General features: G+C 54.3%; 16 protein-coding genes and 2 pseudogenes. 8 read left to right on the top strand and 10 right to left on the bottom strand.

Annotated features, from left to right (window positions below; translation table 11 throughout):
* Positions 1-2: 2 nt before the first annotated feature.
* A complete protein-coding gene (locus NOR51B_RS05690) occupies positions 3-1,043 on the bottom strand; it encodes an efflux RND transporter periplasmic adaptor subunit (RefSeq protein WP_040481843.1) in 1,041 nt (346 codons plus the stop codon).
* Positions 1,036-2,778 (bottom strand): ATP-binding cassette domain-containing protein, encoded by a 1,743-nt coding sequence (locus NOR51B_RS05685; RefSeq protein ID WP_009019422.1) that lies wholly within the window; start codon positions 2,776-2,778, stop codon positions 1,036-1,038. The genes NOR51B_RS05690 and NOR51B_RS05685 overlap by 8 nt, the downstream gene beginning before the upstream one ends.
* A gap of 447 nt (positions 2,779-3,225) precedes the next feature.
* Here NOR51B_RS05685 and galE point away from each other — a divergent pair, with 447 nt between their 5' ends.
* Both galE and NOR51B_RS05675 read left to right on the top strand, forming a co-directional pair.
* Positions 3,226-4,218: a UDP-glucose 4-epimerase GalE gene (gene galE, locus NOR51B_RS05680; RefSeq protein WP_009019360.1), complete on the top strand. Its 993-nt coding sequence runs from the start codon at positions 3,226-3,228 to the stop codon at positions 4,216-4,218.
* 111 nt (positions 4,219-4,329) lie between these two features.
* Positions 4,330-5,466, top strand: coding sequence for an MFS transporter (locus NOR51B_RS05675; RefSeq protein ID WP_009020550.1), 1,137 nt, complete (start codon positions 4,330-4,332; stop codon positions 5,464-5,466).
* Here the strand turns inward: NOR51B_RS05675 and NOR51B_RS05670 are convergent.
* Together NOR51B_RS05670 and NOR51B_RS05665 are read right to left on the bottom strand one after the other, a co-directional pair.
* Positions 5,453-6,082 carry a LysE family translocator gene (locus NOR51B_RS05670; RefSeq protein ID WP_050759420.1) on the bottom strand — a complete coding sequence of 210 codons (630 nt, stop codon included), beginning with the start codon at positions 6,080-6,082 and terminating at the stop codon, positions 5,453-5,455. The two genes, NOR51B_RS05675 and NOR51B_RS05670, sit on opposite strands and share 14 nt — an antisense overlap.
* Before the next feature lie 146 nt (positions 6,083-6,228).
* Entirely contained in the window at positions 6,229-6,543 is a 315-nt protein-coding gene (locus NOR51B_RS05665; protein WP_009021639.1) for a PIN domain-containing protein, read from the bottom strand.
* Positions 6,544-6,662: 119 nt separating this feature from the next.
* Here NOR51B_RS05665 and NOR51B_RS05660 point away from each other — a divergent pair, with 119 nt between their 5' ends.
* Both NOR51B_RS05660 and NOR51B_RS05655 read left to right on the top strand, forming a co-directional pair.
* Positions 6,663-6,905, top strand: a complete 243-nt coding sequence (locus NOR51B_RS05660) for a type II toxin-antitoxin system Phd/YefM family antitoxin (RefSeq protein WP_009019321.1) — start codon at positions 6,663-6,665, stop codon at positions 6,903-6,905.
* On the top strand, positions 6,905-7,165 hold the full coding sequence (locus NOR51B_RS05655) for a Txe/YoeB family addiction module toxin (RefSeq protein ID WP_040481842.1): 261 nt from the start codon (positions 6,905-6,907) through the stop codon (positions 7,163-7,165). Before NOR51B_RS05660 ends, NOR51B_RS05655 begins: the two co-directional genes overlap by 1 nt.
* On the opposite strand, the gene NOR51B_RS05650 is transcribed toward NOR51B_RS05655, so the two are convergent.
* The 3 genes from NOR51B_RS05650 to NOR51B_RS05645 form a co-directional block, all read right to left on the bottom strand.
* Positions 7,156-7,383: a DUF3024 domain-containing protein gene (locus NOR51B_RS05650; RefSeq protein ID WP_009021071.1), complete on the bottom strand. Its 228-nt coding sequence runs from the start codon at positions 7,381-7,383 to the stop codon at positions 7,156-7,158. The genes NOR51B_RS05655 and NOR51B_RS05650 overlap by 10 nt on opposite strands.
* An 86-nt stretch (positions 7,384-7,469) precedes the next feature.
* Positions 7,470-7,685, bottom strand: coding sequence for a type II toxin-antitoxin system PemK/MazF family toxin (locus tag NOR51B_RS15925; protein WP_407635214.1), 216 nt, complete (start codon positions 7,683-7,685; stop codon positions 7,470-7,472).
* The gene (locus NOR51B_RS05645) at positions 7,663-7,914 is read right to left on the bottom strand and encodes an AbrB/MazE/SpoVT family DNA-binding domain-containing protein (protein ID WP_040481841.1); all 252 of its coding nucleotides are present in this window, start codon (positions 7,912-7,914) and stop codon (positions 7,663-7,665) included. Before NOR51B_RS05645 ends, NOR51B_RS15925 begins: the two co-directional genes overlap by 23 nt.
* A 327-nt stretch (positions 7,915-8,241) precedes the next feature.
* Between NOR51B_RS05645 and NOR51B_RS05635 the strand changes: the two genes are divergently transcribed.
* From NOR51B_RS05635 to NOR51B_RS05615, 4 genes and pseudogenes are all read left to right on the top strand, one after another.
* The gene (locus NOR51B_RS05635) at positions 8,242-9,096 is read left to right on the top strand and encodes a tyrosine-type recombinase/integrase (protein WP_009020634.1); all 855 of its coding nucleotides are present in this window, start codon (positions 8,242-8,244) and stop codon (positions 9,094-9,096) included.
* A 141-nt stretch (positions 9,097-9,237) separates the two neighbouring features.
* On the top strand, positions 9,238-10,233 hold the full coding sequence (locus NOR51B_RS05630; RefSeq protein WP_040481839.1) for an NAD-dependent epimerase/dehydratase family protein: 996 nt from the start codon (positions 9,238-9,240) through the stop codon (positions 10,231-10,233).
* Positions 10,234-10,413: 180 nt separating this feature from the next.
* A pseudogene (locus NOR51B_RS05625) lies at positions 10,414-10,530 on the top strand (transposase); the annotation flags it as partial.
* 115 nt (positions 10,531-10,645) lie between these two features.
* Positions 10,646-11,749, top strand: a pseudogene (locus tag NOR51B_RS05615) (IS3 family transposase).
* A 75-nt stretch (positions 11,750-11,824) separates the two neighbouring features.
* Here NOR51B_RS05615 and NOR51B_RS05610 read toward each other — a convergent pair.
* The 3 genes from NOR51B_RS05610 to NOR51B_RS05600 all read right to left on the bottom strand — a co-directional run.
* Entirely contained in the window at positions 11,825-12,613 is a 789-nt protein-coding gene (locus tag NOR51B_RS05610; protein WP_040481838.1) for a glycosyltransferase family 2 protein, read from the bottom strand.
* A 369-nt stretch (positions 12,614-12,982) separates the two neighbouring features.
* Positions 12,983-13,756 (bottom strand): NAD-dependent epimerase/dehydratase family protein, encoded by a 774-nt coding sequence (locus tag NOR51B_RS05605; RefSeq protein ID WP_009020189.1) that lies wholly within the window; start codon positions 13,754-13,756, stop codon positions 12,983-12,985.
* A gap of 56 nt (positions 13,757-13,812) precedes the next feature.
* Positions 13,813-14,538: hypothetical protein (locus NOR51B_RS05600; protein ID WP_040481837.1), on the bottom strand; the 726-nt coding region annotated here is incomplete at its 5' end.

Genomic DNA, 14,538 nt, shown 5'->3' with positions numbered 1-14,538 from the left:
GGCTATTGTAGCTCCGCTGCGCTGTCGGCGCCGCCCTGCCCCGGGAAATCCGGGGGGAAGTTATTCAGTTGCCGCCAGATTTCGTAGCCAACGCGAACCTCCTCCAATAACACCCAGCCGCGGGCTTTGGCGCCGAAGCGCACAAAACGCTCATCGGGCCAGGGCACGTCGGCGTTCGGATCCTCGATCACCAGTACCCGGAAGCGTCCGTTGGCGGAAGCCGATGGATCCACCGCTGTCACGATGCCGTCAAAGGTGCCGACGGCAATCGATGGCCAGCCACTCAATTGAATCACCGGCCAGCCCTCGAACTGTAAGCGCACGTGCGCTCCGGTCGTAACCAGCGCCACATCGCGGCCGTCGATGTATAGCTCCACCGCACGCTCGACATCGGCGGGCACAAAGGTGGCAATGCGATCACCGGCGTTGATAAAGGTGGCGTTATCACCGGCGTTGACCCGGATGATGCGCCCGGCACGAGGCGCGCGCACGGTTTGCACCGATTGGCGCGACAAATTGATATCGATGCGGTTCATCTCCGCCTCGGCTTCAGCAAGCTTGGAACGCAGCTCCTGAGCCTTGATGCGCGCCTGTTCAAACTCCCGGCGCGACGCCAGACCCTGATCAAACAGGTTCTCAGAGCGGCGCACATCGATCTCGGCAGTTTCCATGGCGTTGGTGGCGGCATTGATCTTCGCCTGCACCTGCACCCGCTCGAGTTCGAGGCGCTGGAGCAGGTTGGGGTCGTTGTCGACCAGTTTGACGATCGGGTCGCCCTTTTCGACGATGCTGCCGTCGCGCACATAGAACTGATCGATACGCCCGGCGACGAGGGCATTGATGTCCTGCATCCGATCGTTGGGGTTGAGCGCGGTCACCCGGCCCGCCCCCGCGGTGGTCTGCACCCAGGGCACAAGGATCAGAAACAGTACGGTGACCACAACCGTGCTCACTACCATCCACATGATGATGCGGCTGGTCCTTGGAACATGGAGCCTGCCAAGGGTCTGGAAGCAATCCGCGTGATAAGACTGATCAGGCATCCGCGCCACCCTCTGTCGGGACGACGTGACGCAGCACATTGGCCGTCGCCCGCTCGCGCAGGTCCTCAAAGCTGTCGCAATGATCCTGTCGGTCAGCGCCCAGATACAGGTAATCGTTGTAATCGAGATCCGCCGAGCGATTGGAGAAGTAGATCACCGTCGTACCCGCCGATTCCTGCAGCGAATCGAGGGATTTGCGCAGCGCCTCCCGGGGCATGACGTCGTACAGCTGGCTCAAAATCAGCAGCTTGGGTTTAGCGAGAATCGCGGCGGCGAGCTTGAGCTGCATGGTCTCGGCAATCGACAGCGGCCAGCCGGTCGCCGCGAGGCGCGTCTGCATGCCGTTTTGCAGCTGGATGACCGTGGACTCGAGCTCTACGGTGCGCAGGGCGTCGAGGACGTCATCGGCGGAGACCTCATCGGCACTCATGCGCAGGTATTCCTGAATGGTCAGCTCAATGACGTTGGGGCGGTCGAGCACAATCACCTTTTGGCGGATCGAGTGGGCTTTGACCCACTGGATATCGGTCCCGCCGAGGGTGATGTAACCCCCCTCGGGCACGTCGTGGCGCTTCAAAAAATCGGCGCAGATGCGCTGGATGGCGTGGTGTTCAGGATAGGCCAGTACCCGCGCGCCCGAAGCGATATCGAAACTCAGCTGCGCCTGGATCCCCACCATATCGCCGCGGGCTTTGACAAAACTCAGGCTGTTATCCCCCGAAAGCGCGGCGTCGGCGTCGCTGACTTCTTCCTGCTCGATGTCATAAAACAACGACAGTTCCTCCACCGCCGCACACAAGTCGTAGAAGTACGTGAAATAGGTGCCCAGTTGGGAAATGCCGTAAAACACCACCGACAGCACCAACTCCGCCGCGACCAGCTGACCGATGGAGAGCTCACCGAGCACAACCAGCCAGCCACCGATCCCCAGCAGCGCGGCGCTACCACAGGCCCAGATCAGCAGAAAGCAAATGGTCTGGGCAAAGTGGTGGCGAAAGTGCACCTCGTGCTTTTGCATGTAATTGGCGGTGACGTCGTCGGTGTACTTCATCGCCGTAAAAATATGTTCGGGGGTTTTGAAGAAGCCGTTGGAGGCGCCGAGGCTATCGGCCCACGCAGCAGCGGCGTGCTTCTTGTGGGACAGCTCCAGGGAGCTGACGATGGCGCGACGCCCCCAGATCTTCCAGGTGAGGTAGATCAGCGTGACGACGATCAAATTGAAACCGAGCAGAATCGGGTGGTACATGGACACCAGAATCAAGCCGAACAACGCCTGCAGAACGATCGAAAAACCGCCCACCAGCAGGTAGGGCACCCGCTTCATGACAATCATGATGTCGAAGTAACGGTTGAACAGCGGACCTTTGCTGCTGTCCTCGAAATAGGGGTTTAACGCGTAGGTCGAACGCAGGGCGATTTCCGAGAGCATCCGCGCGTAAAAGCGACGCCCGAACAGATCCATAATGTGGATACGCAGCGCGCTGAGCCCCGCCGCAATCAACAGCAAAAAGAGCAACACCAGCGACAACACCACAATCGGCTGGGTCAGCCCGGTATTGACGATGGTGTTGACGAGCATCTGCACCGATACCGGAATGGCCAGCGAGAGCAGGCTGATACCCACGCCGTAGACGATGGCGGTCCAGTAAAAGCGCTTCTCCGGGCCTAGGATTTTGCCAAAGAAATAGAACAGCTCCGGCAGCGTCCGGATTTCAAACATGGTGTGCTGGCTCATTGGCCGACCTCGGGCTGGTGCGTCATGGGGGTGCTGTCGTGTTGGCTATTGGGTCTAGGGTACCGTTTCTGATCGTTTATTGTACGCGATTAGGCGGCGGGTCGATTGCTGCAAAAGTGCGGAAAAGACGCCATTTTCTGGCTATTGCGCCGGAAGCCACGGGGAACGATGCGAACACAGCGCCGACCGTGAACCACAGCATCACTGCCAGACCCACCGAAGACAGGGAGAAAAGTGCGAAACGCCCCACCATTTTATTGCGTGTCGTTATTGTTTGTCGCCTGAATCAGCGCATGGGTGATGCGCAAACTCACAGAGGCCCAGGCAGCGGCCAGCGTAGGTTCGCGCTGATACCCGACTCCAACACCTGAGCCGTTCTTTGACATCCGCCAAAACCGTGTGATGCTGTGGGTTATTAGTCGTAACACAGGTCAAGCAGGACCGACCATGCATTTTCTCGTCACCGGCGGCGCAGGCTACGTGGGTTCGCACATTGTTCGCACGCTGTTAAGGCAGGGGCACACGACCGTCATTCTCGATGACTTCTCCACCGGGCACCGCTGGGCGACTCAGGGGCAGGAGGTGGTCGAGGTCGACCTGAAAGACCTGCCCGCACTCCGAGCCGCTTTGGCCGGACGGGAATTCCATGGCATTTTTCACTTTGCCGCCAAATCCCTGGTCGGAGAATCCGATGAAGAAGCGCTGCTCTATTACCAGAATAATGTAGACGGCACCTCGAACCTTTTGCGAGTCGCGCTGGAAAACGGCTGGCACCGCTGTGTTTTCTCCTCAACCGCGGCGGTCTACGGTAATCCCGTTACCGCCACCATTGACGAAGACCATCCCAAAGCCCCGATCAACGTCTACGGCGAAACGAAGCTGGCGATGGAAAACTTGCTGGAGGGTGTGTGCAACTCCAAGTCGTTTGGCGCAGTGTGTTTGCGTTATTTCAACGCCGCGGGTGCCGCGGATGACGCGTCCATCGGTGAGGCCCACACTCCCGAGACACACCTGATCCCGAGGGCGCTCAAAGCCGCTGCGGGCAACGGCGGTGACCTGACAATTTTTGGCGATGATTATCCGACCGCCGACGGCACGTGCATTCGGGATTACATTCATGTGGAAGACTTGGCAGACGCGCATTCGAAGGCCATGGACTACCTGCAGCAACACTCAGGTTTTGTGGCCTTGAACCTTGGCACCGGCAGCGGATTTTCGGTTAAGAGCGTAGTCAATGCCTGCGAAAAGGTAGTCAACCGCGCCATTCCGCACACAGTCGGACCACGGCGTTCGGGGGACCCCGATTCGCTGATAGCTGATGCCAGCAAGGCAAAAAAGCTCTTGGGCTGGCGCCCAAAACGGACTGATCTTCACACAATCGTCGCCAGCGCGTGGGCGTGGGAGCAAGTCAGGCCCGTCATCGACACAGACGGCGGATGAGGGTCAAGGCGACCCAGGGTAATCCAGGGAACTTCACTTGTGTCCTTGCACTTGCAACCCATTTCCATTTCACGTCCTCCAACGTGAACATGATGCTTCACAACCCAGCTCATGACTGCTAATTCCTCGCCTTCGATCCCCCGCGGCCAGCTTATCTTCGCCGGTCTTTTCTGCTTTTTTCTGGTGGGCGCCGAACAGGGCATGCTCGGGCTGGTGGTGGCGGACATGCAGCAAAACCGCGGCATCTCGGCCTCCCAGGGGGGCCTGTTTTTTGCGCTGCACGCGATTGGCTCGGCGGTCGCCGTGGGGCTGTCGCTGGTGCACGCGATCGATCGGCGCAACCCTTACCGGGTGGCGCTGGCGCTGGCGAGCTTTGCCGCGGGGCTCGCCCTCCTCGCCTTCGCGGAGGTCTGGAGCTGGCTGTTGCTCGCAAGCGTGCTGCTTGGCCTCGGTTTTGGTGGGCTGACGCTCGGCTTCAACACGCTGTTCGCGACCCGGTTCGCCCATCACAGCCCGCGCTTTCTGAACCTGTTGAACGCGGTGTTTGGCCTTGGCGCGGTAGCGGCCCCGGCATTGCTCGCCAACGGTCTATTATCGGCCGGCTCGCTGCTCGCGATCGGCAGCGTCGCCTGCGGCGTGCTCGTGCTGGTGACAATCAATCTCGATGACCGGATCCAGTCGCAGCACACCGCGACCCGCTCCAAAGCGAGCCATACCACCCTCGCCCTGCTCGCTGCTGCACTGTTCTTTGCCCTGGCGCTGGAGTCGAGCGTCGCCGCCTGGCTACCGACTTTGCTGGTGCGCCATGGCCTGACCCAGGCCGAGTCAGCCGACCAGATCGCTCTGTATTTCTTTTGTTTTTTGTTGGTACGCGTTGGCGCCTCACTGATCAGCCATCGCATTGGCGCGCGGATGCTGGCAGTGATGGGCTGTGGTGGCAGCGCGCTATTGCTCGGTGGGTTTGCCTTCGACACCAGCTGGTTGTGGCTGGTGCCGCTGCTCGGCGCGGTGGTGGGGTTGATCTTCCCCAATCTGTTCGGCTTCGCCATGGCCACCATCGTCGGCGGCACCCGCGAGAGCGCCTGGCTGCTGCTGGCCGCCATCGCAGGCGCCACCACCGGCCCCTGGGTAATGGGCATGATCGCCGAGTCGTCGGCGGTCATGGGGCTGTTGTTGGGGTTGACCCTGTGGGCAGCGGCGGCCTTGGGGTGTTTGGTGCTGACGGGTCGAACGGTTAAAACGGAATAATCAACAAGGATACCGCCACCATCAGCACCGCCGCGGTTTTGCTGAGCAGCGCAAACTGATGTTCCTGCCCCAGCCGCTTGCGTAACCAGCCGCCGCCACCAGCGTAAAGCGACATTGAAGCGAATTCGGTGCTGAGCATTACAGCCACAAAGAGCGACACCTGTGGCGCGAGGCTCGCATCAAAGGCAATAAACCCCGGGAGGAGCGCCATAGTGAACGCCCACCCCTTGGGGTTGAACAGCGCCGTGGTCAGGCCCAACGCGAATAGGGACAGCGGCGGAACGCCCCGCTCTATTCGCTGCCGGTGCAGCGAATCGTCGGCATGCCACAGCTGCCACGCCATCCACAGTAAATAGCTTGCGGCAACGAGCGCCAGCGCGGTCATAATCCGCGGGTCCAGCGCCAGTAGCCAGTGCATTGCCACAGCGGTGGTAATGATGACCGTGGCCACCCCCAGCATCTCGCCGGCCATCATCCAAAGGGTTTTTCGATAACCCAGTGATAAGCCCAACGAAAACGCGAGGCTCATGCATAGACCCGGGGTTAGCGAGACCAGGCCTATGGTGCCGATCATGGTGAGGAGGCCGAGACCGGTTTGGGTGAGTGGTTCGGTCACGGTAAAAGAACCCTGTGAGGCTGCAGAGGGACTCCATGGTAACCGACGGCGGCGCTCGCGGGCTTAACATGCGCTTGTGCTCACTAAGCGGCGAAAAAGGCATCGCCCCGGTGGCAGCATCCGGGGAATGCTACGCGCCCACGAGCTTAGCGAATGAGTTCGACGGTCACCGGCAACGAGAGCGCGCTCCACGCACGATCGGCTGTAAGTACGGGCGCTGCAGTATCAAGCGCCAGCGCCAGGCACGCGCGATCAGCAAGTGAAAGTCCGGATACACGGGTTGCTTGCCACAGACCGGCCGCGAGCGCCGCCTGCCTCGCGCTGAAAGGCACGATGTTTAAACCCAACTCGGTCAGGTCGTTATCAAGACCCGCAACATCGGCCCCGAACTGCTCTGCCTTTTGCAATAGCTCGCAGAGGTTGACGCTGGATAGCAGCCCACCCTCCAGGCACTCACCCACCCGCGAACCGCCCGCCTCGTCGTGCAGCTAGGCCAGCATCGCTACGAATCTCTAAGTCCGACAGGCTGCTAGACCTGGCGTACGCTATAGCGTACATTCTGACTTGGGAGGAAATGACTATGACAACAGTTAACGTGACGGAAGCGAGAGCCAAACTTTATAAATTGATAGACGACACGGCGGCCAACCATGAGCCGGTGATTATTACGGGCAAGCGTGGCAACGCGGTGCTTTTGTCGGAAGAGGATTGGAATGCGATCAACGAGACCTTGCATCTTTTATCGGTGCCGGGAATGCGTGAGTCTATCATTGAGGGTATGCAACAAACGCTTGATGACTGTACGAATGAATTGGATTGGTAATGTGGTTGCTTTATTTCACCAGACAAGCACAAAAGGATGCACGAAAACTTGCCTCCTCTGGCCTTAAAGCGAAGGCACAGGACTTGTTGGCTATTCTGAAATTGGACCCTTGGCAAAATCCACCACCTTACGAAAAGCTGGTGGGCGATTTAGATGGCGCTTACTCCAGGAGAATCAATATTCAGCATCGACTGGTCTATCAAGTGTTGGAGGCAGAGAAGGCCGTTAAGGTGTTACGCCTTTGGACGCATTATGAGTAGTTGGTTATTTGAAAGTCGAAGTGACTGGCAAACGGCAGCTCGAGTAACTCATCTGGCGCGTTCCATCTCGGTCTGATCTCGAACAGCTCGACGCTTTTGCCTGTTACCCGATGCTCCAGATCCAGTTGCGGTCGAATAGGTGCAGCGGGCCGGCGCTTGACCATAAACGCCTGCACGTCCTTCTCTATTCGCTTTAATGCTATTTCGCTGAACGCCATAGCCTGTATCCACCGTATTTCGTTATTTGAATCGCGGCCTGTTTACCAGTGACGTACCCTTTTGGACGGATCAGGAGACAGGCGTATCAAGCAACAAACGAGAACATGGCACACAGCGTGTCAGCGACGGATGTTGCTGTCTTTTTGTGCACTGCCCCCAAGCGCTTAATGAGCTGGGTCTTATCGACAGTGCGAATCTGGTCCAGTGCGATTTGTCCGCGGCGCCTTTGAAAGGTTAACGCGACCCGACTTGGATACGACTGAATTGCCCCACACCGCCTACCCGGACCACTCTTCGTCATCACATTGATGCTCGAGCGCATCGGGAATCAGCAACTGATCATCCTCATTCGAGGCCATGGCGTCAAAGGCCGCCGCCCACCCTGCCCGAGGATGCTTAGCAGCCGTCAAAATCACCGCGTCGCCTTCCACCCGCAATTCAATTTCCCCCACCAATCCACACTGTTGTATGACCGCGGCGGGCAACCGGACCCCCTTGGAGTTACCGATAGTAATCAGGTTCACTCTCATACTCGCCTCCCATATAGTCACATTGTCATTACACGCAGGCGATGCGACAAGTTGAAAATGAATTGCCCGTTACCCAAACCCACGCCCGCTGCATTCCCGGCTGCAAACGGTAACGGCTCAAACCCTCATTTTTTTGAAGGCCCAGTCAGCCCGTCTAGAACCGCCTGCTTTTCGAAACTGGGGTTAATCGCGACCTCTGCGAAGCTGATCGCACTGACCCAGCGTGTTAGCGATTATTTCCTGCTCGCCAATATGCCGCGCACTGTCAGCGCCTACCAGTCGTTCTTCTGATGCAAAAAAAATGGTCCCCAGACTCTAGGCGTGATAATGCCTATTACCCATCTCGACGGCGCTTTCGCCGACAACACCCTGCGCGCCTATCGCGCGGACTTCCAAGTATTCCATTGCTGGTGCCAGGCAAATAACATCGACCAACTGGCCGCAACGCCCAAGGACCTTACTGCATTCGTCGAACATGAAGCGACGCAGCGCTCCACCGCCACGGTACGCCGACGAATTGCCAGCCTTTCGAGCCTGCTTAAGCTCAACCATTATGAAGATCCTTCCTCAGCACCCGAAGGGAGTCTCGCACTAAAACGGATGCATAGGCAGAAAAGACAGGTTCAGCAGCAAGCGGTGCCACTAACCAGCGACTTGCTTGAACGGTTGCTTGCTGTCTGCGGCGACTCGCTTCAGGGAACCCGCGACCAGGTGATGCTGCGCCTCGGCCATGAAAGTATGCGCCGTCGCTCAGAATTGTGCGCCTTCAGGTTCAAGGATCTTGAAGTACTACCCAAGGGAAAACGGGCACTACGATTACGGTTTTCCAAAACGGACCAGTTCGGGAACGGCAAACTTTTTCCGGTAAGTGATGAGCTTGTGTACGCCATTGAGGGCGGGGGCGAAAAAATAGGCCGTTACGGAAAAATACTGCGGGGAATCCGCCGAGATGGCCGAATAAACACGTCGATGTCGCCAGCATCGATCAACATACGGCTCAAGGCGCTACAAAACGCCGCCGCGCTGACGCTTGATGGCGAACTTAGCGGCCATTCCTTTCGGGTAGGCGCCGCACTGGACCTACTCGAGTCCGGTGAGAGTCTGGAGAAGATTATGCTTAGGGGTGGCTGGGCGTCTGACGCGACAGCGATGCGATATTTGAGGGCTTGGCAAGCGGTATAGTCGAGAGGTGGTGTCTCGACGGCGCAGTGAGCTTTATAATCACAACGCATGTCACCATTGCCGAAGTTGGTCGGCGCCTCTATTAGAAGCCTACTCCGCTTCAAACAGGTTTGATTAATTGGTACTTACTCCATGGGATCGATGAATACGTCAAATAAAACCCAGGCAAAAATCCATATCATCGGTGGAGCGGGCTTTGTAGGAACACGTCTTTCGAGAGTGCTGGATGAACAAGGCGTCTCATACAGGGTATTTGACAAGACACTTACCGGGGATGGTTTTTGCGACGTCACAAACCCTGAAACACTCTCAGCGATGCCTAGTGCTGAAGTGGTAATCAATCTTGCCGCAGAACACAGAGACGATGTGTCACCAAGATCTTTATACGATGAAGTGAACGTTGAGGGCGCTAGAAATGTTTGTAAATACTGCAGGCACGAAGACATCGAGACTATAGTATTTACCAGCTCAGTGGCTGTTTACGGTTTTGCGCCTGAGGGTACGGACGAAACTGGCGGGTTTAATCCATTTAACGACTATGGCCGCACGAAGATGGAGGCGGAAGCGGTATATAGAGAGTGGCTTGCCGAAAAACCAGCCAACCGATCACTAGTCATAGTTAGACCCACTGTTATTTTTGGCGAACAGAACCGAGGGAATGTTTATAACCTGCTTCGCCAAATCGCTGCAGGCCGATTCATTATGTTTGGCGCGGGCACCAACCGCAAGTCGATGGCCTATGTGCAGAACATCGCCGAGTTCTTAGCGTTTAGTGCACAATTTAGGCCCGGTGAGCATTTGTATAACTATGTGGACAAGCCCGACGTCGACATGAACACACTGGTCGCTCATTGTCGTTCAGTGCTATTTGGGAAGAGCGGCGTCGGATTACGGCTGCCCGGATGGCTTGGCGTGTTGGTGGGGTATGGCTTTGATATGCTGGCGACGATCACCCATTCAAAGCTTCCTGTGAGCTCCATACGAGTTAAAAAGTTTATGGGGACAACAGCTTTCACTACCTCGATCAGTGAAACAGGTTTCTCACCCTCATGCTCGTTAGCCGAAGGCATTGAGCGAACGTTGCGTCACGAGTTTCTGGAAGATCACAGCGGTCATAAGTTGTTTTATAGCGAATAAGGCCGTGCGTCCTTAGCTTTACAAATTGGGTTTACCGCGCCTTTCCATAAAAGGCTGATTTGATCTTCAGGAAGACGTAGTCGCTTTTGCCAAAGGCTACCCGCTTGATAATGTCCACTTCCCCTAATCTGAGACATCGTTAATTGGAGTTTTCTGTGACAATGAGCACAGGAGGCTGCGATGAAGAAGTCACGATTTACGGAAAGCCAAATCATTGGTGTGTTGAAGCAAGTGGATGCGGGCCACAAGGTCGATGATGTTTGCCGTGAGCACGGCATTAGTTCGGCGACCTACTACATCTATGGACTACCTCCATATTGCAAGCGCAGAATCCGATAAAGTTGTGATCCCCCCGAAAAATAGTCGAGGTTTTAAGTAGAGACTTTTATGATGCTCAGACAAGGAGAGCGCAATGAGAAAGTCTCGATTCAGCGACAGCCAGATCATGGCGATATTGAAGCAAGCAGAGTCTGGTGTTCCGGTTGCAGATTTGTGCCGGGAGCACGGCATGAGCAGCGGCTTGTTTTACCAGTGGCCCAGCAAGTACGGCGGCATGGATGCTTCCATGATGAAGCGCCTGAAGGAACTGGAGGCAGAGAACGCTCGGCTCAAGAAAATGTACGCCGAGGAGCGGATCAAGGCAGAGCTGCGCCAGGAGGCTCGAGGGAATGCCCATAAACACGGGCAGACTCAGCTGTAAGGCTATCTCATCGAAGAGATGGCCGTTAAAGCGGTTGAAAAGTACAAGGTGAATATTCGCCTGTCGTGCCAAGCATTCGGCATTAGCGAGACGTGTTACCGCTACCAGCCGAAGTTGTCGTCGGAGAACGCTGAGGTCGCCGATTGGCTGTTGCGGTTGACGACAGCCAATAAGCGCTGGGGCTTCGGGTTGTGCTTTTTGTATCTCAGGAACGTGAAGCACCGGCCCTGGAACCACAAGCGTGTGTATCGGATCTATCGGGAGCTAGAACTGAACCTGCGCATCAAACCAAAGCAGAGGCTGCTGCGGGACCGACCGGACCCGCTCAGTGTACCGGTAGCGATTAACCAAGTGTGGTTGATGGACTTTATGAGCGATGCACTGGTCGGTGGGCGGAAGTTCAGAACCTTTAACGTCATCGACGATTACAACCGTGAAGGCCTGGGTATCGAAGTGGACTTCTCTCTACCATCCACCAGAGTGGTTCGAGCACTTGATCAGATCATCGAATGGCGAGGTAAGCCCGCAGCGATTCGGTGCGACAACGGGTCAGAAAATCTGGCGGCTGAGCTTGTGAATTGGGCGAACCGAAACCATATCACGATGCTCTACATCCAACCCGGAAAGCCTACTCAGAACCCTTACATCGAAAGATACAATCGCACTGTGCGACATGAATGGCTGGATCTCCACGCCTTCGAGTCGCTGCAACATGCCAGAGAACTAGCCACTCAGTGACTCTGGACGCGCAACACTGAAAGGCCCAACATGGCTATCGGCGGTATCCCGCCAAGGCAACTACTGATGGCCGCGTAACCCTCTACTTAATCAATCGATTAAAAATGGGGGGATTACATGTCCACTTGACGGGGAAGCTTACGGTCCATTTCTTTAGTCTCTGCGGGCCCTTACCCGCGACAGCAAAACCCGCTCCTCCACAGTAAGCCTCAAAACGCCCAGTGCATAGTAAATCATTCCTACCACTGATGAGCGCTTCAGCACGCGGCGAACTTGCGTTATCTTCACCGGCGAAAGGGATGGCTGAGTGTCGTAACCAATAGGGACGTCGAGAAGTCGTATTACTTTCCCCTGCCAGCTTTTATCACGTGTAACGTCAATCCAAAACAACCAATCTTCTAGCGGCTCAGATTTAAAATACTTGCGCCTTGCCACACTCAAAGGGCTTGAAGAACCACTCATTACAACGTGGTTTTTATAAGCCAACTGAGACTTGCTAATTACCCGGTAACGCCGGCAATCCGCTGCATATTCATAATCGTAAAGGCCCGACCGCAGTGGGAGCTTAACACCAGTGTAAACATCACAAGAGCTCAGAATTGCAGGTTGCGAAAGGAACTCTAAGTAACGTTTTGGAAGCTCATCATCAATATCTAAAAATACGAGCCGCGTAACGTTTTCGAGCGCGCCTATGCCTGTATTACGCGGCGCCGCTGGCCTTCCTGAATTGGTACTGAGTGTGATCACTTCAACGAACCCGTAACTGTCCACCGCCGCCATCAACTGTTCTCGGGAGCCGTCAGAAGAGCAATCATCCACGATTACTACTTCTTGGAAAAAATCAATAGACTTCGACAACCATTTGAGAAATTTAGGCACATGTCCGACACCATTGTAGTTGGTGACAATAAGACCGAGTCCTCCCTTTGCCTTTCCTACCAATTTGGCGAACTCATAACATTAGACCTTTCGAAGTTTTCGCTCGTTTGCTCTGCGATAGCCCTCACATCATCCACAAGGCTCTTGTTAAGTAAAATCGTCGTAAACCCTAAAGAAACTAAGCCAGTTTTTGAAACTTCAAGTTCGTTTTCCGCAAGCTCCTTCCGAGGATTTTCCCTATACTCAAGCTTTTCGCCATACTGATGCTCTAGAATTTTGGCGAGTCCTAATACAGTATGCACCTCTGCTACCTGGTTGAATATTCGCACTCGCGAAGATTCGAAGTCGTCATTCTCCAAAGCAAGCTGAACGCAGGTAGCTGTATCTGATATGTGTATAAATGCTCGGCTCTGCCCCCCGTACCGTAGATTGTTAATGGCACACCATTCCATTCGCAGCCTGAGATATGAAACGGTTCATCACCGTTCCGTAGATACCGTCATAATCAAATCTGTTAGTTAAATCGGGCGCCAAAGAAGTCTGAGCGGTTTCGGTTCCCCAAACGATGCCTTGATGGAGATCAGTGATCTTCAGACCCCAATTTTTGTTATAGAATTGGAAGACAAGCTGATCTAAGTACTTTGTCATATGATAAATGCTGCCAGGGTTCGCTAGATATAGCACGTCGGCGTCTTTTTTCGTCGATTTAATTTGTATATTTAAGTAGCCTTCAGGGATAGAACCAAAAACTTTTGAATAGCCGTACACCCCCATCGTTCCCAAATGGACAATGTTGATGTTTCTATCGATCTCAACAATCGCTGAGCAGATATTATGCGTTGAAGTTACATTGTTATCTACAGTATACCGCCTCTCGCCATCCCCAATCATGGAATAAGGCGCGGCGCGTTGCTCTGCAAAATGCACAACAGTGTGTGGTTTTTCGCGTCTTAAAAGATTGCCTAACCCTGCTGGATCTTTGCAGATATCCAGAAATTCAAACCTTATATCACCTACAAACTTTTGTGCGCTTAGTATCCTCTGCTTTATCGGCGCAATATTGGTGAGTGATCCCGAAGAAAGCTGCTCATCGATGGCTCGCCGTGAAAGATTATCAACTATCACAACGCTATGTCCTTCAGCAGCCAACTTCAGAGAGGTTGGCCAACCACAGAAACCATCGCCACCAAAAACAACAATCTTCATTTGAGACCTCATTTTTTTGCGATAAAACAAGATAGCCCACTTTAAGAGATAGATTTTTATCGGGACCTTTGAGCATGCAGTTTTATAGCACTAGTTAAAGATGTCTCCCTTCCCATAGCTACCGCTAGGCTGGCAGCCAGCCCGCCTAGCATAGGCATCAGGAAACGTGATCCGCCTGTGCCATCTACTACGGTGACACGAAACCCATAGTCACTTAAAAGGCTACCGCCGAGCCACGTGAGAACGACCAATACAGAGAACTGGGCTACAGCTCTCGCAATCGCTGCCGATGGTCCTTGATTATGATACAAAACCAAAAACAAAGCTAAAAAAGATATTGAGAAACTAGAATTGAAAAAAACAGCTCTTAAAAAAGAACCGAATACTTCTGAAATATCACGTTGGTCATAATAGATCTCTCGCCCAGCGATACCGGACACATATTCAAATAAAATGTTTATCGAATCACTGAAGTAAGGAGCGATGAAAATAACAATTAAAAAAAAAGCAACCTGCCCTGCTAACATAAAGTAAAACAGCTTACCCTGAAAAAATCTTGCCAAAAGGATCGAAAGCAGAAGATAACATGAAAACACTATTCCAACATTTTTCTGAACTACAAGATAGAAAAGCGAAAATGCAAGACCTAAAATTGAGGACATCGCCAATCTTTTTTGCACCAGATAGGCAAAACAAAATGAGAGAAATACTCCCAAAGTCAGCTTCGCCTCCGCATAGCCGGAAAGCAAAATATGGTTTTCGAGTAAAGGTAAAGTAACTAT

Origin of the sequence: Luminiphilus syltensis NOR5-1B, assembly GCF_000158175.1 — a bacterium.
Classification (GTDB): Bacteria; Pseudomonadota; Gammaproteobacteria; order Pseudomonadales; family Halieaceae; genus Luminiphilus; species Luminiphilus syltensis.
The sequence above is the reverse complement of the archived record's forward strand: the minus strand, read 5'-3'. Positions and strand labels throughout refer to the sequence as shown.